Source organism: Enterobacter cloacae complex sp. 418I7, assembly GCF_050030705.1.
Taxonomy (GTDB): Bacteria; Pseudomonadota; Gammaproteobacteria; order Enterobacterales; family Enterobacteriaceae; genus Enterobacter; species Enterobacter intestinihominis.
In genome coordinates this window covers 1,683,928-1,700,307 of the sequence record NZ_JBLGUU010000001.1, presented here as the reverse complement: position 1 = coordinate 1,700,307, position 16,380 = coordinate 1,683,928, and the positions used below count along the sequence as shown (strand labels likewise).

Annotated in this window: 18 protein-coding genes; 9 read left to right on the top strand and 9 right to left on the bottom strand. The window is 52.5% G+C overall.

The window, feature by feature from the left end; translation table 11 throughout:
* Positions 1-3 precede the first annotated feature (3 nt).
* From solA to ACQG0S_RS08055, 4 genes are all read left to right on the top strand, one after another.
* Entirely contained in the window at positions 4-1,122 is a 1,119-nt protein-coding gene (gene solA / locus ACQG0S_RS08070; protein WP_048966095.1) for an N-methyl-L-tryptophan oxidase, read from the top strand.
* 50 nt (positions 1,123-1,172) lie between these two features.
* The gene (locus tag ACQG0S_RS08065; RefSeq protein ID WP_022647713.1) at positions 1,173-1,286 is read left to right on the top strand and encodes a YceO family protein; all 114 of its coding nucleotides are present in this window, start codon (positions 1,173-1,175) and stop codon (positions 1,284-1,286) included.
* Between the two features lie 226 nt (positions 1,287-1,512).
* Complete coding sequence (locus tag ACQG0S_RS08060; RefSeq protein ID WP_022647712.1) at positions 1,513-2,079, top strand: cytochrome b; 567 nt, start codon at positions 1,513-1,515, stop codon at positions 2,077-2,079.
* Between the two features lies 1 nt (position 2,080).
* Positions 2,081-2,659 carry a YceI family protein gene (locus tag ACQG0S_RS08055; RefSeq protein WP_022647711.1) on the top strand — a complete coding sequence of 193 codons (579 nt, stop codon included), beginning with the start codon at positions 2,081-2,083 and terminating at the stop codon, positions 2,657-2,659.
* 38 nt (positions 2,660-2,697) lie between these two features.
* Here ACQG0S_RS08055 and ACQG0S_RS08050 read toward each other — a convergent pair whose 3' ends face one another.
* Positions 2,698-3,747: a rhodanese-related sulfurtransferase gene (locus ACQG0S_RS08050; RefSeq protein ID WP_045307930.1), complete on the bottom strand. Its 1,050-nt coding sequence runs from the start codon at positions 3,745-3,747 to the stop codon at positions 2,698-2,700.
* Positions 3,748-3,965: 218 nt separating this feature from the next.
* On the opposite strand from ACQG0S_RS08050, the gene ACQG0S_RS08045 reads away from it, so the two are divergent.
* The 3 genes from ACQG0S_RS08045 to ACQG0S_RS08035 all read left to right on the top strand — a co-directional run bounded on the left by ACQG0S_RS08045 (position 3,966) and on the right by ACQG0S_RS08035 (position 6,723).
* On the top strand, positions 3,966-4,892 hold the full coding sequence (locus tag ACQG0S_RS08045; protein ID WP_023305852.1) for a Kdo(2)-lipid IV(A) acyltransferase: 927 nt from the start codon (positions 3,966-3,968) through the stop codon (positions 4,890-4,892).
* Positions 4,893-5,033: 141 nt separating this feature from the next.
* Positions 5,034-6,269 carry a multidrug efflux MFS transporter MdtG gene (gene mdtG / locus ACQG0S_RS08040; protein ID WP_048966096.1) on the top strand — a complete coding sequence of 412 codons (1,236 nt, stop codon included), beginning with the start codon at positions 5,034-5,036 and terminating at the stop codon, positions 6,267-6,269.
* Positions 6,270-6,348: 79 nt separating this feature from the next.
* Positions 6,349-6,723: a MysB family protein gene (locus tag ACQG0S_RS08035; RefSeq protein WP_003858026.1), complete on the top strand. Its 375-nt coding sequence runs from the start codon at positions 6,349-6,351 to the stop codon at positions 6,721-6,723.
* Positions 6,724-6,730: 7 nt separating this feature from the next.
* Here the strand turns inward: ACQG0S_RS08035 and ACQG0S_RS08030 are convergent, their stop codons facing one another.
* The 3 genes from ACQG0S_RS08030 to mdoG form a co-directional block, all read right to left on the bottom strand.
* Positions 6,731-6,958, bottom strand: coding sequence for a YceK/YidQ family lipoprotein (locus ACQG0S_RS08030; RefSeq protein ID WP_003858030.1), 228 nt, complete (start codon positions 6,956-6,958; stop codon positions 6,731-6,733).
* A gap of 84 nt (positions 6,959-7,042) precedes the next feature.
* Positions 7,043-9,571: a glucans biosynthesis glucosyltransferase MdoH gene (gene mdoH, locus ACQG0S_RS08025; protein ID WP_022647707.1), complete on the bottom strand. Its 2,529-nt coding sequence runs from the start codon at positions 9,569-9,571 to the stop codon at positions 7,043-7,045.
* Complete coding sequence (gene mdoG / locus ACQG0S_RS08020; protein ID WP_032622136.1) at positions 9,564-11,117, bottom strand: glucans biosynthesis protein MdoG; 1,554 nt, start codon at positions 11,115-11,117, stop codon at positions 9,564-9,566. The genes mdoH and mdoG overlap by 8 nt, the downstream gene beginning before the upstream one ends.
* Before the next feature lie 255 nt (positions 11,118-11,372).
* On the opposite strand from mdoG, the gene mdoC reads away from it, so the two are divergent.
* Positions 11,373-12,512: a glucans biosynthesis protein MdoC gene (gene mdoC, locus ACQG0S_RS08015; RefSeq protein ID WP_426750185.1), complete on the top strand. Its 1,140-nt coding sequence runs from the start codon at positions 11,373-11,375 to the stop codon at positions 12,510-12,512.
* Positions 12,513-12,553: 41 nt separating this feature from the next.
* On the opposite strand, the gene ymdB is transcribed toward mdoC, so the two are convergent.
* From ymdB to csgB, 5 genes are all read right to left on the bottom strand, one after another.
* Positions 12,554-13,090 carry an O-acetyl-ADP-ribose deacetylase gene (gene ymdB, locus ACQG0S_RS08010; RefSeq protein WP_022647704.1) on the bottom strand — a complete coding sequence of 179 codons (537 nt, stop codon included), beginning with the start codon at positions 13,088-13,090 and terminating at the stop codon, positions 12,554-12,556.
* 80 nt (positions 13,091-13,170) lie between these two features.
* Positions 13,171-13,491, bottom strand: coding sequence for a type 1 fimbrial protein (locus tag ACQG0S_RS08005; RefSeq protein ID WP_045307928.1), 321 nt, complete (start codon positions 13,489-13,491; stop codon positions 13,171-13,173).
* A 153-nt stretch (positions 13,492-13,644) separates the two neighbouring features.
* Positions 13,645-13,977, bottom strand: coding sequence for a curli assembly chaperone CsgC (csgC, locus tag ACQG0S_RS08000; protein WP_048966097.1), 333 nt, complete (start codon positions 13,975-13,977; stop codon positions 13,645-13,647).
* A gap of 56 nt (positions 13,978-14,033) precedes the next feature.
* Positions 14,034-14,489, bottom strand: coding sequence for a curli major subunit CsgA (gene csgA, locus ACQG0S_RS07995; RefSeq protein WP_003858043.1), 456 nt, complete (start codon positions 14,487-14,489; stop codon positions 14,034-14,036).
* 39 nt (positions 14,490-14,528) lie between these two features.
* Positions 14,529-14,984 carry a curli minor subunit CsgB gene (csgB, locus tag ACQG0S_RS07990; protein ID WP_023299774.1) on the bottom strand — a complete coding sequence of 152 codons (456 nt, stop codon included), beginning with the start codon at positions 14,982-14,984 and terminating at the stop codon, positions 14,529-14,531.
* Positions 14,985-15,727: 743 nt separating this feature from the next.
* Between csgB and csgD the strand changes: the two genes are divergently transcribed.
* The gene (gene csgD, locus ACQG0S_RS07985; protein ID WP_006809293.1) at positions 15,728-16,378 is read left to right on the top strand and encodes a biofilm master transcriptional regulator CsgD; all 651 of its coding nucleotides are present in this window, start codon (positions 15,728-15,730) and stop codon (positions 16,376-16,378) included.
* Positions 16,379-16,380 lie beyond the last annotated feature (2 nt).

The following is a 16,380-nucleotide window of genomic DNA, read 5'->3' as shown; positions in this document are numbered from 1 at the left end:
CCTATGAAATACGATTTGATCATTATCGGAAGCGGCTCCGTTGGATCTGCAGCCGGTTATTACGCTACGCAGGCGGGTCTGAATGTGCTGATGATTGACGCCCACCTTCCCCCTCATTCTGAAGGAAGCCATCACGGCGATACCCGTCTTATCCGTCACGCTTACGGCGAAGGTGAGCGCTATGTACCGCTGGTGCTTCGGGCTCAGACGCTGTGGGATGAGCTGGCCGCACTCACCGAAGAACGCATTTTTGAGCGCACCGGGGTTATTAATCTGGGGCCCGCCAACTCCACGTTTCTGGCGAATGTCGAGGAGAGCGCGAAAGCCTACCGTCTGGACGTTGAGCGTCTGGATGCGAACGACATAATGGCGCGCTGGCCGGAAATTTCTGTCCCTGAAGACTACATTGGATTGTTTGAAGCCAATTCCGGGGTACTGCACAGCGAAACGGCCATTAAGACCTGGATTGATCTCGCCGCCAAAGCGGGCTGCGCACAGTTGTTTAACTGTCCGGTCACGGGTATCACCCACCATGCCGGGGGTTCAACCGTCACCACGTCTGAAGGTGAATATACCGCCACGCGCCTGCTGGTGAGTGCGGGAACGTGGGTGACGAAACTGCTGCCGGATCTGCCCATCCAGCCGGTACGCAAAGTCTTCTCCTGGTTCCAGTCTGACGGGCGTTACAGCAGCCAGAACAAATTCCCGGCGTTCACGGGCGAGTTACCTAATGGCGACCAGTACTACGGTTTCCCCTCGGAAAAAGACGCGCTCAAGATTGGCAAACATAACGGCGGACAGGTAATTTCCTCTGCGGAAGAACGCAAGCCGTACGGAGCCTATCCGCAGGATGGTTCCGAAGCCTTCACGTTCCTGCGTAATATTCTGCCGGGCGTAGGCGGGTTGCTTTATGGCGCAGCGTGCACCTACGACAATACGCCAGATGAAGACTTCATCATCGACACCTTGCCTGGGCACGACAACACCCTGATCGTAACCGGGCTCAGCGGTCACGGGTTTAAATTTGCCTCTGTGTTAGGTGAAATCGCCGCCCAGTTTGCTCAGGGGATTGCGCCTTCGTTTGATCTCAAACCCTTCGCGCTCTCGCGCTTTAGCCGATAATACCGCTACAGGCTCCGAATAACCGGAGCCTGATTTGCGAGAGGATCATGATGCGCAGACTGGTGAATTACCTTATCAATAACATCCGCGAGCATTTCATGCTCTACATTGTCCTTTGGTCGCTGCTGGCGATTGTTGACGTCATCTTTATTGTATTCTTCTGAAAACCATCACTGACGTTTATTGACACCCCTTTAAACTTATTTAACTTATAGTTTTTATAAAAAGTCATCTCAAATTTATTGAACGAAGCGATTGAAATACATTGCGGAAACACATTCAAATTCGCTGAAATAAAATAACTAAATAACATTATTCCTTTTTTTCAGTTGCATTATTTAATTAATCCGGCCATTTTTATTGCTCAGACATTTGAGAACGGAAATTCATATGCAATGGCGTAACTCCTCCAGCCGCTACGGAATAATATCCATGTGTTTACACTGGCTATTTGCACTTGCTGTCTATGCCATGTTTGGTCTCGGCCTCTGGATGGTGACATTAAGCTATTATGACGGTTGGTATCATCAGGCCCCCGAATTGCACAAAAGCATTGGGGTTCTGCTGATGATGGGTCTGGTTTTTCGCGTGATCTGGCGACATCTCTCTCCGCCCCCTCCAGCCCCCAAAAGCCATGGCCGTCTTACCCGCATAAGCGCTGTTGGCGCACATATCGCACTCTATGCCCTGCTGTTCGCCATTCTGATCAGCGGTTATCTCATTTCGACCGCAGACGGCAAACCGATCAGCGTGTTTGGGCTCTTTGACGTCCCTGCCACGCTGGCTGACGCCGGTTCACAGGCTGACACCGCAGGTGTGGTTCATCTGTGGCTGGCATGGAGCGTGGTGATCCTGTCTGTTCTGCATGGCCTTGCGGCCCTGAAACACCACTTTATCGATAAAGACGATACGCTGAAGCGCATGCTTGGCCGTTCGTCAGTTGACTCTGGAGCATAAAATGAAAAAACGCCTGTTGGGTATCGCATTAGGTTCGCTGTTATTTACCACCGGTTCGGCCATTGCCGCCGACTATAAAATTGATAAAGAAGGCCAGCATGCCTTCGTCAATTTCCGTATTCAGCATCTGGGTTACAGCTGGTTATATGGTACGTTCAATGATTTCGATGGCACATTTAGTTTCGACGAGAAAAACCCTGCTGCCGATAAAGTAAACGTCACCATTAATACTAACAGCGTCGACACTAATCACGCCGAGCGTGATAAACATCTGCGCAGCGCTGAATTCCTGAACGTAGGCAAATTCCCGCAAGCTACTTTCGCGTCGACAGAAGTGAAGAAAGACGGTGATAAGCTCGCTATTACCGGTAATCTTACGCTGAACGGCGTAACAAAACCGGTAACACTGGATGCGAAATTAATCGGCCAGGGCGACGATCCGTGGGGCGGAAAACGTGCTGGCTTTGAAGCCGCCGGCAAAATTCATCTGAAAGATTTTAATATCACCACAGATTTAGGACCGGCATCGCAGGATGTAGAGCTGATTATTTCGGTGGAAGGCGTTCAGCAGAAGTCATAAAACAGGCCCGGCAGGCTTTTACGCCGCCGGGCAATGTTTTACTCCGGGTCCGGAATACCCAGTTTGGTATTCAGTCGGCCCCGGGATTTATTAAAGATCTTATTCCCGTTCTCGCGCCCGGCACGGCGACGACGTTGCTCTTCTTCAGGCAGGATACTCTCTTCACTGCACAGCTCGCTACAGCAGCCATTAAACTTCTCGGCACATGCAGGACACTGAATAAACAGAAGATGACAACCGTCGTTTTTGCAGTTGGTATGCGTGTCGCACGGCGTACCGCACTGGTGGCAGTGAGCGATTACGTCCTCTGAAATTCGCTCGCCCATACGCTCATCAAACACAAAGTTTTTACCGATAAAACGCACCGGTAACCCCTGCTCGCGGGCGCGGCGGGCATATTCAATGATCCCACCCTCAATATGCCAGACTTTATTAAAACCGTTGTGTTTCATCCAGGCACTGGCTTTTTCGCAGCGGATCCCCCCGGTGCAATACATAACGATCTTTTTGTCTTTATGCTCCTGCATCATCTCAACCGCTTTCGGCAGCTGTTCGCGGAAAGTGTCGGCAGGAATTTCCATCGCATTCTCGAAGTGGCCCACTTCATATTCGTAGTGGTTACGCATATCGATGAACACTGCATCCGGATCGTCGAGCATCGCGTTCACTTCAGCGGCCTTGAGGTACTCCCCCACATTAGCGGCATTGAAGTTCGGATCGTCGATGCCATCCGCCACAATACGCTCACGCACCTTCATGCGCAGCACCCAGAACGATTTGCCGTCATCATCCAGCGCAATGTTCAGGCGTAAGCCGTTAAGCGCCGGATCAAAACCATAAAGGAAATCGCGGAAGGCGCTGACTTTGCTTTCCGGCACGCTGATCTGCGCGTTAATACCCTCACGCGCCAGATAGACGCGACCAAACACGTTCAGGGCGGTGAAAGACTGGTAAAGCGCATCGCGGGTCGCCTGTGGATCGTTGATGGTAAAATATTTATAGAAAGAGATCGTTGTGCGCGGTTCGGTTTCGGCCAACATACGCGCTTTCAACATCTCATTCGAAACGCGGTTGTGTAACACTGGCATGGTGTACAAGTCCTGCAATCGTTGAGAAATAAAAATCGGTCGGCATGATATAGCAAACAAAGACAATTTACATCCACACAATTTACGCTACATTTCAGTCAACCTGATTAATCAGACTTAACACTTGCATATTCTTTCATGTTTCGATGACAGACATTTTGGCTATGCCTCAAAAAATGAGACAATAGCCCTTCAGGACGTTAGAACACAGGACAGACATGACCCAGTTACCGAAATTTACTGCCGCGCTTTTACACCCACGCTATTGGTTAACATGGTCAGGCATTGGCTTGTTGTGGCTAATTGTACAGCTGCCTTATCCCGTAATTTTCCGCATGGGTAAAGGACTGGGCCGCATTGCTCAACAATTTATGAAGCGTCGCGCCAGGATCGCGTATCGAAATCTTGAGCTTTGCTTTCCTCAGATGAGCGAATCTGAGCGTCACGACATGGTGGTTAAAAACTTCGAATCTGTCGGCATGGGACTGATGGAGACCGGTATGGCCTGGTTCTGGTCGGATAAGCGCATGGCGCGCTGGACGGAAGTGGCCGGAACCGGCATGGATCCGGTGCATAATCTCCAGGCCAACCAGACTGGCGTCCTGCTGATTGGCGTTCATTTCCTGACGCTCGAAATTGGCGCGCGCATGTTCGGCATGCAGGCGCCGGGTATTGGCGTTTATCGTCCCAACGATAATCCGGTGATCGATTTGATACAGACCAACGGACGCATGCGCTCGAATAAAAGCATGATCGACCGCAAAGACCTTAAAGGGATGATCCGCGCCCTCAAATCAGGTGAAGTGGTCTGGTATGCCCCGGATCATGACTATGGCCCGCAATCCAGCGTGTTTGTCCCGTTCTTTGCGGTGGAAGATGCGGCGACAACCACCGGGACCTGGATGCTGGCGCGGATGTCCAAAGCGGCTATCGTGCCGTTTGTACCGCGCCGTAAACCAGACGGTTCAGGCTATCAGCTCATCATGCTGGAGCCGGAACTCACGCCGCCGCTGGATGATGCAGAAACCACCGCGCGCTGGATGAATGCTATTGTCGAGAAATGCATTATGCTCGCTCCCGAGCAGTACATGTGGCTGCATCGCCGCTTCAAAACCCGGCCTCAGGGCGTCCCTTCTCGTTATTAATCTGCATGCGGTCTTCCGGGCCGCAAGCTGTTTTAGCTTTAAAAGCTCCCCGTCATTGCGGCAATCATACCCCAGGTGCATAATTAGCAGGCTTATTACCTCACTGGTCACGGTGCCCTGCACCTCATTATGCGGATAGTTATGTCCTCCACAGATGCTCCCATAAACTGGAAGCGCAACCTGACGGTTGCATGGCTGGGTTGTTTTCTTACTGGCGCCGCCTTTAGCCTGGTAATGCCCTTCCTGCCCCTCTACGTTGAACAACTCGGCGTCACCGGCCATAGCGCACTGAATATGTGGTCCGGCCTGGTGTTCAGCATTACGTTCCTGTTCTCTGCCATTGCGTCGCCTTTCTGGGGTGGGCTTGCGGATCGAAAAGGCCGCAAAATTATGCTGCTGCGCTCCGCGCTCGGCATGGCGATCATAATGCTGTTGATGGGGGTGGCGCAGAATGTCTGGCAGTTTCTGATATTACGCGCGCTCCTGGGTCTGCTCGGGGGATTTATCCCAAATGCCAACGCCCTGATCGCAACCCAAATCCCACGCCATAAAAGCGGCTGGGCATTGGGTACGCTCTCCACTGGCGGCGTAAGCGGCGCACTGCTGGGTCCGCTGGCGGGCGGGCTGCTGGCCGACCACTACGGACTGCGGCCGGTATTCTTCATTACCGCCAGCGTGCTGTTCCTCTGCTTCCTCGTGACGCTTATCTGCATCCGCGAGAATTTCACGCCGGTAGCCAAAAAAGAGATGCTGCACGCCCGGGATGTGCTGGCCTCGCTGAAAAACCCAAAGCTGGTGCTGAGCCTGTTTATGACCACCATGATTATTCAGGTGGCCACCGGTTCAATCGCGCCTATTCTGACGCTCTATGTCCGCGACCTGGCGGGAAACGTCAGCAACATTGCTTTTATTAGCGGCCTGATCGCCTCTGTTCCCGGCGTGGCCGCGTTGCTGAGCGCGCCGCGACTCGGCAAGCTGGGCGATCGCATCGGCCCGGAGAAAATTCTGATCTGCGCTCTGATCCTCTCCGTCCTGCTGCTGATCCCCATGTCGATGGTGCAGTCTCCCTGGCAGCTCGGCGTGTTGCGCTTTCTGCTGGGCGCAGCGGACGGCGCGTTGCTTCCGGCGGTGCAGACGCTGCTGGTCTATAACTCCACCAACCAGATTGCCGGACGTATTTTCAGCTACAACCAGTCGTTTCGCGATCTGGGTAACGTCACCGGGCCGCTGGTCGGCGCGGGGGTTTCGGCCAGTTTCGGTTTCCGGGCGGTCTTTATCGTGACGGCAGGCGTCGTGCTGTTCAACGCTGTTTATTCCTGGCTCAGCTTATCCCGGGCGCTACGCCCGGCGCGCATAACACAACATCGTGACGGCTAATTTACGCATTCATACTTGCAAAATCATATAATCAGCTATTCTTTCCCTGAATACCTTCACGAAAAACAGGGAGACACCAATGACCATGTACGCCACGCTGGAAGAAGCAATTGATGCCGCTCGCGAAGAATTCCTCGCCGATAATCCCGGCATTGAGGAAGAAGATGCTGACGTGCAACAACTCAATATCCAAAAATACGTCCTTCAGGACGGCGATATTATGTGGCAGGCCGAATTCTTTGCTGATGAAGGTGAAGACGGAGAATGTCTGCCGATATTGAGTGGTGAAGGTGCGCAGGCGGTATTCGACGGCGACTATGACGAAATTGAGTTACGTCAGGAGTGGCTGGAAGAAAATACGCTGCATGAATGGGATGAAGGTGAGTTTCAGCTCGAACCGCCGCTGGATACCGAAGAAGGTCAGGCCGCAGCGGACGAATGGGACGAGCGATAAGCTCTCGTTACTCGTAAGGGCCGTGGCTGGCATCGATGGGCAGCAGTAGCGTGTCGAAAATCAGCGAAAACGGCAGATCGAGCACGGTGAGATAGCGCCATGCGGAATCGCGGACATCCCATTGTACGCCGGGGTAGTACTGATTCCCGTGGCCCTGTCCGGGAATGGTGCGGCTGATGATGCTGCCGCAGCCGCTGAGCAGGCATGCCATCATGACGACGATGATCACTTTCATTTCTGACCTCTAAAAAAATACCGGCCTCACAGCCGGTATTTTATTTGGCAGGTGGCGCTTCGCTTACCCGCCCTACTTAACAACTTACTTCGTCTTCAGTGCCAGCGGATTCAGCTTCACGTCCTTGTAGTAGTTCACCCACGAAGAGTATCTCTCCGGAGAAGTCCACACGCGGTAGTGAAGCCGTGCCATCGTCACCGGATCGCTCAACAGCACCAGACGACGGTCGCGGTTAAGCTTTTCTGGCGTCTCGTTCAGCGCCTGCTCAACGTGGCGATCGCGGGCGATCTCCAGCACCTGGCTGGCGCGGTGACGCGCAGTCGCCATCGCGGTTGCCAGCGCGTTGAATGACGGGTTAAACACGGCGTGCATAAAGCCATCATCCAGCGTGCGTTTGCGGTTCTGCTCCAGATAGGTATCGGTATCCACCAGCACCTGCGGCGGAGAATACTCTTCCGGGATCAGGAACAGCTTCCAGCGTTTGGTACGCAGGCCCACCGTAGAACGGCTGGAGATCACCGACACAAATGGCGACAGGATTAGCGAGAAGACGATTGGCGCCAGCCAGAACAGGAAACGCAGATCCAGCCAGGCCATACCAACGGCCCACACCAGGCCCAGCAGCAGCTGAGAGCCGTGGCGCATAAAGGCTTCACTCCATGGCGTAGAGTCATCGTCACGCTGCGGTGAATTCCACACCACTTCCCATCCCAGGAACGCGCTCACCACGAATACCGTGTGGAACAGCATACGCACCGGTGCCAGCAGGACCGAGAACAGCACTTCCAGCAGCAGTGAAAGGGTTACGCGGCAGAAACCACCGTACTCCTTCGAACCTTTACACCAGATCAGAATGATACTGAGCAGCTTAGGCAGGAACAGCAGCACCATGGTCGACGCGAACAGCGCAATCGCCAGCTCCGGACGCCACTGCGGCCACACCGGGAACAGCTGGCGCGGTTGCAGGAAGTACTGCGGCTCCGTCAGGGCATGCACAACCTGCAACGCGGTCGAGAGTGCCAGGAACATAAACCACAGCGGCGCAGACAGATAGGACATGACGCCCGTCAGGAACACCGCACGGTGAACAGGGTGCATCCCCTTCACCAGGAACAGGCGGAAGTTCATCAGGTTACCGTGACACCAGCGGCGGTCGCGCTTGAGCTCATCCAGCAGGTTCGGCGGCAGCTCTTCATACGAGCCCGGCAGATCGTAGGCAATCCAGACGCCCCACCCTGCGCGACGCATCAGCGCGGCTTCCACAAAGTCATGCGACAGAATGGACCCGGCAAACGATCCTTCACCCGGCAGCGGCGCCAGGGCGCAGTGCTCGATGAATGGCTTCACGCGGATAATGGCGTTGTGGCCCCAGTAGTGAGATTCACCCAGCTGCCAGAAGTGCAGACCGGCAGTAAATAGCGGCCCGTAGACGCGGGTCGCAAACTGCTGGCAGCGCGCATATAGCGTGTCCATACCGGACGCTTTTGGCGAGGACTGAATAATACCCGCGTTCGGATTGGCTTCCATCAGACGGACCAGCCCGCTCAGACAGTCGCCGCTCATCACGGAGTCCGCATCCAGTACCACCATGTAGCTGTACTGGTTACCCCAGCGACGGCAGAAGTCATCGATGTTCCCGCTCTTACGCTTAACACGACGACGACGACGACGGTAGAAGATCTGCCCTTCGCCCTGCACTTCAGCAATCAGCTCCATCCAGGCTTTTTGCTCTGCCACGCAGATATCCGGGTTGTAGCTGTCGCTCAGGATGTAGACGTCGAAATGCGCCGCGTTACCGGTCGCCTTTACGGACTCCCAGGTGGCACGCAGCCCGGCGAATACGCGGTCAACATCTTCGTTACAGATAGGCATGATCAGCGCGGTACGGTGCTCAGGATTGAGGGGTTCATCCCCGACCGTCGACGCGGAAATGCTGTATTTGTCACGCCCCATCAGCAGTTGCAGGAAGCCCATCAGCGCCGTCCAGAACCCGGCGGAGACCCAACAGAACAGCACGGCAAACAGCAGAAGGATGCCGCTCTGTAAAATATACGGCAGCAGCTGCATGAAGGAGACCCAGATATCCTGGCCAATCATGTCAGCAGGGTTAATCAATGCCCAGCCCTGGTACGGCAGAATAGTTTTCATGTACCAGGTGGCGACAACCGTCTGTGCCAGCGTCAGCAGCAGCAGAATGTAACGACGAATCGTTCCCACGGTACGCCATTTTTGCTCGGACGCCTGCTGTTCTTTGGTCAGACGTGACAGATAGCGCGGCGTCACGTCACGCCCACGCAGGCGATCCCAGAAGCGACCCACCGGGTTGGTGCGCCACGGATCGGGGAACATAGAGGAACGCGTGGCCTTCGGCATCGCCTGTAGCTGGTCACGCCCTTCGTCATCCTTGATTAACTGCCCTTCTGCCAGCGAGTCTGGCCATGCCTGCTCCAGACGTGCCTTCACTGACCCCAGCGGCGTATCATCATCACGGGAAAAGTGACGATGTTCACCATCCAGCGCGGTGTGAACCGCGCGGATGTCGCTCGCAGGGAGTGCCGCTTTTTCAATGTCCGTTAGCGGCATGGCATCAATATATTCAGATGTATTATTCATTGGCAGGTAGCTGATAGCTCCAGGTTTCACTCAGCGGCTTATCGTTACTGACCAGCGCGGCGCGCATTTCAGTGGTCTGTTTCGGATCTTTCACCTTCACGCGCAGGGTCAAACGCCACCCTTTGGTGACCGGATTGTAACGCACGGCGTTCTCAACGATTTCACCGTTATCGCCAATGCTGGCCTGTGCCGTCACGGCAGTATCCGGCGCCAGTTTTTTCATATCCTGCCCGGTGAAGTCCACGATAAATGCCAGCGTGCCATCCGGCTGACGAATCAGGTTGGACTGCTTCACGTCCCCCGTAGAACGACGCGTCTGCATCACATACGCGTTATCCGGTGCGTGCAGTTTGTCTTCGTCACGGCTGAAGGTGATCGCATACTTGAAGTTCATCTCTTTACCGGCTTCAGGCAGCTGATCCGGTGTCCAGTACGCCACGATGTTATCGTTGGTTTCATCATTGGTTGGAATTTCAACCAGCTCAACCTTGCCTTTACCCCAGTCGCCTTTCGGTGTAACCCAGGCGCTTGGGCGCAGATCGTAGCGGTCGTCCAGATCTTCAAAGCGGGAGAACTGACGGCCACGTTGCAGCAGACCAAAGCCCTGCGGGTTTTCCATCGCAAAGCTGCTGACGGCGAGGTGTTTCGGGTTGTTCAGCGGACGCCAGATCCACTCGCCGTTACCAGCATGAATGGAAAGGCCATTAGAATCATGCAGTTGAGGGCGGAAGTTAGTCGCCGGAGACGGCTGATTCGGCCCGAACAGGAACATGCTGGTCAGCGGCGCGACGCCCAGTTTGCCCACTTTATCGCGCAGGTAAACTTTAGACTGCACGTCAACCACCGTGTCACGCCCTGGCATGATCACGAAGCGATAAGCGCCTGTCGCACGAGGGGAGTCCAGCAGCGCATAAATTGTCAGACGTTTGTCGGTTGGTTTTGGACGTTCGATCCAGAACTCGCGAAAACGTGGAAATTCTTCACCTGATGGCAGCGCGGTATCAATTGCCAGACCGCGCGCAGAAAGCCCGTACACCTGCCCCGCGCCAATCACGCGGAAGTAGCTGGCGCCAAGCATGCTGACGATTTCGTCGTTTTTATCTTTGCTGTTAATCGGGTAAAGCACCTTGAAGCCTGCGAAGCCGAGGTCTTTCACCGTGTCTTTATCGTGTTGCACATCGCCAAAATTGAAATAATCCGGGCTGTACTTGATTTTACGTACCGCGGTCGCCGTCACTTCATTGATGGCAACCGGCGTGTCGAAGTACATACCCTGGTGGTAAAATTCAAGCTTGAACGGGGTTTTAATATTGTTCCAGTACGCTTTATCGTGATTGAACTGGATCTGCTGATAGTCCGCGTATTTCATGTCGCGGAAAACGGAGGGCAGGTTACTTTTTGGCGCTTCGTAGCTCTTGCCCGCCATCGATTTAGCCTGTTTTGCGACATCATCGATGTTAAAGGCCAGTGCAGATGAGGTATACAGTGACAACAGCACTGCTACACCCAACCAACGCATTTTCATCATTTGTGGTTTATGTTTCATAATAAGTAAGCACTTCCCCCTTTGTGTGCTTATATCGATCCGATCCATTTTAATGGAAACTCAGGCAATCCGACAACATTATCACTGCTTTGTTCAGCTCGCTGGCTCATGGATTAAGCAAATGAAAGAACCCGCTTTTCACTTTGCGTGCTTATCCTGGAGACAGGGTGTCGGTCTTGGTGTAGGGTTGGCTCCGAATGTAACCATTATGAGCCTTAGGGATAAGGCGAAAAGTCTGAGAATGCGCAAAGTTATATGAGCACAACCCCTGTACAACGTGAATATTTCCTCGACTCGATCCGCGCATGGCTCATGCTATTGGGGATCCCTTTTCATATTTCACTGATCTATTCCAGCCACACCTGGCATGTGAACAGCCAGATGCCCTCCTGGTGGCTGACGCTGTTCAATGATTTTATCCATGCCTTCCGCATGCAGGTGTTTTTCGTCATTTCAGGCTATTTCTCTTACATGCTCTTCTTGCGCTATCCCCTCAAGCGGTGGTGGAAAGTGCGCGTGGAGCGCGTGGGCATACCCATGTTGACGGCCATTCCGCTGCTGACGCTGCCGCAGTTCATCATGTTGCAGCATGTTAAAGGCAAGGCGGAAAACTGGCCTAATCTCTCGTTCTATGAGAAATACAACACCCTGGTCTGGGAGCTGATTTCCCACCTCTGGTTCCTGCTGGTACTGGTGGTGCTAACCACGGTGAGTTTGCTGATCTTCAGTCAACTGCGCCAGCGCGCGAGCGCCGCATCCTCGACCTTCTTCGCCAACATCACCCTGGGTAAGCTGTCGCTGCTGTTTCTTGCGCTGGGGGTCGCGTATGCCGCCGTCAGGCGTACGCTGCTCATTGTCTACCCTCCCATTCTGAGCGATGGGCTGTTTAATTTCGTGGTGATGCAGACCCTGTTCTACATTCCCTTCTTCCTGATTGGGGCGCTGGCATTTATTCATCCCCGGCTTAAAGCGCTGTTTACCACCCCCTCCCCCTGGTGTGCGGTGGGTGCTGCGCTGGCCTTTGCCGCCTATCTTCTCAATCAGCGCTTTGGCAGCGGGGACGCGTGGATGTATGAGACAGAGAGCGTGATAACGATGCTGATGGGCCTGTGGATGGTTAACGTGGTGTTCGCCCTTGGCCATCGTCTGCTGAATTTTAAATCAAGTCGCGTCACCTATTTCGTTAATGCTTCACTGTTTATCTACCTGGTCCACCATCCGCTGACGCTGTTTTTCGGGGCGTACATTACGCCGCATATCAAATCGAATGCGCTGGGCTTCTTCACCGGTCTGGTCTTTGTGGTTGGCATTGCCATCGTGTTGTATGAAATCCACCTGCGGATCCCGCTTTTGCGTTTCCTGTTCTCAGGCAAACCTCAGGTTAAAGCGGGATAAAAAAACGGCGCCTCCAGAGCGCCGTTTTTGCTTTTCAGACATCAAAATGCCTGGCTGCGCGCGGTCAAAAGCCGCTGATACAGGTCGGCGGTGTGCTCATCGAAACAGACAAAAATGACTTTTTCCGGCATGGGTTTGAGGGAAAGGTAGTGATAAACGGTATTCACGGCGATCGTAGCTGCCGCTTCCTTTGGATAACCGTACACCCCGGTGCTAATGGCGGGGAACGCCATGGTCTTATAGCCGTTATCTGCCGCAAGCCGCAGGCAGTTACGATAAGCCTGCTCCAGAATCTCAGCCTCATGGCGGTCGCCACCGTGCCAGACGGGTCCAACGGTATGGATCACCGCTTTGGCCGGGAGATCGCCCGCAAGCGTAATAACAGCATGCCCCGGCGGGCACTCTCCCTGCTGCTGGCGCACGGTTTTGCATGCTTCAAGGAGCTGAGGGCCCGCGGCCCGGTGAATGGCACCATCCACCCCGCCCCCACCCAAGAGGGAGGAATTGGCTGCGTTGACGATCACGTCAACGTGCACCGTCGTGATATCGCCATGAATAACGTCGATTTGCGGTCTCATAAACACCCTCTGCAACCCGCCTTTTTCATCAGTGTATCGCAGAGGGAGAAGGAGAAAAACTGTCGCGAAAAAAACGGCGGTTAACGGTAATCCACCTGAACGACCGCAAGCGTTTTCTTTTCATTCAGGTATTTCATGGTGACAGCGGCCAGCGCTGAGTGAGGATGATGGCCCCGGAGCGCCTCGTCATAACTGATGGTATGCGTTTTCATACGGTTATTTTCCGGGCAGGAAATCGCAAACTGCCGATGCCGGGGCGTGACTTCGCACGGGTCAGCGACCACCGCGCCACGAAAATGAATCACCCCACCATTCTCTATAGTTGCTGAATAAGCCGGAGAAAAAAAAGAGGACAGGATCAGTCCCAGACCAGAAATAATACACGCTGCGGATTTGAACATTATTTGTACTCCTCAATGAAATTCGTCCTTGAGGGGTAAAAACGCTCCGTTATGACGTATCAATTTAAGCAACCCGTTTGCTGGGTTCTTGATATCAGCATAGCTTACCTGTGCAGCGCCGCCACTTTATTAAATCATTGATTTTATGAATGATTAAAGCGTGCTTGCCGGTGCGTTCCACTGCTGTAATAAATGAAGCGATTTTCCATCGGAAACGGTGACGATTATTTTTACCGCATCCCCTGAGCGAATATTTAAACTGATTCGCGTTAAATCAATCGGCTGATTAGCGGGTATAAAAAGAGTATTTTTCTGCCGCGATGTACTTTGCCCCCCCTGCCCCTGTCGGACAGATAACACCTCAACCTGACATTCGCAGGCGTCTGCCAGCGTGACCTGAGGAATAATGGTTGTCACATTTGCCTGCTGTGAGGTACTGAACGTTATCTGGCTGGCAAGCGCGGCAAGGAGAATGAATGTGCTCATGAGATCCTCCCGAAAAAAAACAGGGCGGATGCCCTGTTTTTTGGTACAGAAATGAATCAGTACTGGTGTGCGGTCGCGTTGTTGCCGAAGCCAACCTGGTGCACAGTCACCGTTGAGCCGGACGCTGTCTGGTCTACCGCCGCGCCGTTGCCGCCGCCGAACTGTTTCACGTTGATAACAGAATCTTTGCTATTCCACTGGTCGATGGTGGCGCTATTACCAAAGCCTTTTTGCAGCAGATCGATAGAACTGTCATCAGAGCCCTGGCCAACGTCTGCGCCGTTACCGCCACCATGCTGGGTAATGGTCAATTCAGAATCTCGGGCGTCCGTCTGCAAAGCAAGCGCGGAGTTACCGCCGCCGTACTGGTAAATGCTCAGGGTTGAGTCAGGGCCGTTATTGCCGCCACCCCAGCCACCACCGTGACCGCCGCCAAATTGTGGTACCGCACCTGCGAAAGCACTGCCAGAAACTACGATTGCTGCAATAACTGCCACTTTGAAAAGTTTCATGGTAAACCCCCATCGGATTGATTAAGGCGTCACACATCGCTAGCGTTGAATAACGCGAATAGCCATTTGCGACTGTCTCTGTACTACAACTGCTGTTTTCTGCGTACCATACTGCGTTATATTCGCCCTGTTACCCGAGCCTTTCTGGATAATCATGGCGGTGTTGCCAAAAGCGCCCTGCTTAATACTCGCATCGTTGCCGTTGCCGGTCTGATCGATATAAGCAAGGTTATACGTCCCTGACTGATCAACATTCGCGCGGTTATTCCCGCCCTCCTGGGAAATAACGGACAGCAATTTAGAACCGCCCTGGCGTACATCAGCATTATTTCCTGAACCCTGTTGACCAATAATGGCTGCCTGATTGTATGAAGCTTTACTTAATTCATTTATCGCAAAATTATATTCAGAACTGGCTAAATCTGAATCACCTGCGATTACAAACCCAGGCGCACCCAGTAATGTAAACATCATAAACAACGTTTTGTTTTTCATGCTGTCACCCTGGACCTGGCTATAAAAAAGGTATTCCTTACTCCGTTAACGCGATTCGTTTTGTTAACGCCGCGTTACGGAAAAGAGTATGTCTGCCGAAACATGTTTAATATCTCACCCGTGCGCCTTATTTTTATATTCCCCTTCACCTCAAAGTCGTAAATCTCGCCTGAAACGACGGGATACTCGCCTAAAGCAGAAACCAAAAATGTCTTCCTGCGCTTGTACAACAGCGAGACAGGCTGTCCAACCTGTACCGGCTTCTTCAGACAAAAACGACAATGCCCTTTGGCACGCGCGTGACACGAAGCAAGTTTTCTTAAGAAAAAATTCCGGCTTAGGGAAGTCTTATGTTTTTAGCAGAGTTCATACTTTTTACCGGCTGGCTTACAATAATAAAAAACCAGATAATACAACTCATTATAATATACCGTATGGTTTTTAAAATCTGTGCACGTTTATACACCTGTACAACTTTCCCCTTATCTTAAAATCTATCAACCCCGCAAAATACACAAATAAATATCGAATTTTACATTCTGTTACACGATTAACACTTGCTTTAAAGTTTGCAATAGCTAGATTGAAAACAGCAGTACGTTATTTGTTTTTAATTTTACCGCCTCCTTTGGAGGAAGGTTTTTTAACTACACACAGCAGTGCCACACCTGCAGTACTTCTGGTGCCCTTTTCAATAATACGAGGGCAGCTGCCGGGTGTCATAAATAACGTGGGGTTTCATCATGTTTAATGAAGTCCATAGCTTACCCGGTCATACATTATTGTTGATCACAAAACCTTCCTTACAAGCGACAGCGTTATTGCAGCATTTAAAACAATGCCTGTCACTTAACGGGAAACTTCATAACATTCAACGTTCTTTTGATGATATCGCTCCTGGCAGCATCATTCTTCTCGATATGATGGAAGCGGATAAAAAACTGATCCATTACTGGCAAGATAATTTAAGCAGGAAAAACAATAATATCCGCGTATTGTTATTGAATACGCCTGATGAGTATCCTTTCCGCGAAATTGAGAGCTGGCCGCATATTAACGGCGTGTTTTACGTTACAGAAGAAGAAAACCGTGTCGTGGAGGGTTTGCAGGGCATATTGCGGGGGGAGTGTTATTTCTCGCAAAAACTGGCCAGCTACCTCATTACCCACTCCGGAAATTATCGCTATAACAGTTCGGAATCGGCCCTTCTGACGCACCGTGAGAAAGAGATCCTGAACAAACTGCGTATTGGTGCTTCAAATATTGAAATCGCCCGTTCGTTATTTATCAGCGAAAATACGGTTAAGACGCATCTTTATAATCTTTTCAAAAAGATAGCTGTTAAAAATCGCACGCAGGCGGTGTCGTGGGCAAACGATAACCTCAGGCGTTAATA

What these genes read in the sequence shown, in the direction of transcription:
- mdoC (WP_426750185.1), top strand. Translation starts at nt 11,373, where the DNA reads ATGAGCACAACCCCTGTACAACGTGAATATTTCCTCGACTCGATCCGC.
- csgC (WP_048966097.1), bottom strand. Translation starts at nt 13,977, where the DNA reads ATGAGCACATTCATTCTCCTTGCCGCGCTTGCCAGCCAGATAACGTTC.
- ACQG0S_RS08050 (WP_045307930.1), bottom strand. Translation starts at nt 3,747, where the DNA reads ATGCCAGTGTTACACAACCGCGTTTCGAATGAGATGTTGAAAGCGCGT.
- ACQG0S_RS08065 (WP_022647713.1), top strand. Translation starts at nt 1,173, where the DNA reads ATGCGCAGACTGGTGAATTACCTTATCAATAACATCCGCGAGCATTTC.
- ACQG0S_RS08045 (WP_023305852.1), top strand. Translation starts at nt 3,966, where the DNA reads ATGACCCAGTTACCGAAATTTACTGCCGCGCTTTTACACCCACGCTAT.
- csgA (WP_003858043.1), bottom strand. Translation starts at nt 14,489, where the DNA reads ATGAAACTTTTCAAAGTGGCAGTTATTGCAGCAATCGTAGTTTCTGGC.
- solA (WP_048966095.1), top strand. Translation starts at nt 4, where the DNA reads ATGAAATACGATTTGATCATTATCGGAAGCGGCTCCGTTGGATCTGCA.
- mdoH (WP_022647707.1), bottom strand. Translation starts at nt 9,571, where the DNA reads ATGAATAATACATCTGAATATATTGATGCCATGCCGCTAACGGACATT.
- mdtG (WP_048966096.1), top strand. Translation starts at nt 5,034, where the DNA reads ATGTCCTCCACAGATGCTCCCATAAACTGGAAGCGCAACCTGACGGTT.
- ACQG0S_RS08030 (WP_003858030.1), bottom strand. Translation starts at nt 6,958, where the DNA reads ATGAAAGTGATCATCGTCGTCATGATGGCATGCCTGCTCAGCGGCTGC.
- ACQG0S_RS08035 (WP_003858026.1), top strand. Translation starts at nt 6,349, where the DNA reads ATGACCATGTACGCCACGCTGGAAGAAGCAATTGATGCCGCTCGCGAA.
- csgD (WP_006809293.1), top strand. Translation starts at nt 15,728, where the DNA reads ATGTTTAATGAAGTCCATAGCTTACCCGGTCATACATTATTGTTGATC.
- ymdB (WP_022647704.1), bottom strand. Translation starts at nt 13,090, where the DNA reads ATGAGACCGCAAATCGACGTTATTCATGGCGATATCACGACGGTGCAC.
- ACQG0S_RS08060 (WP_022647712.1), top strand. Translation starts at nt 1,513, where the DNA reads ATGCAATGGCGTAACTCCTCCAGCCGCTACGGAATAATATCCATGTGT.
- mdoG (WP_032622136.1), bottom strand. Translation starts at nt 11,117, where the DNA reads ATGAAACATAAACCACAAATGATGAAAATGCGTTGGTTGGGTGTAGCA.
- ACQG0S_RS08005 (WP_045307928.1), bottom strand. Translation starts at nt 13,491, where the DNA reads ATGTTCAAATCCGCAGCGTGTATTATTTCTGGTCTGGGACTGATCCTG.
- ACQG0S_RS08055 (WP_022647711.1), top strand. Translation starts at nt 2,081, where the DNA reads ATGAAAAAACGCCTGTTGGGTATCGCATTAGGTTCGCTGTTATTTACC.
- csgB (WP_023299774.1), bottom strand. Translation starts at nt 14,984, where the DNA reads ATGAAAAACAAAACGTTGTTTATGATGTTTACATTACTGGGTGCGCCT.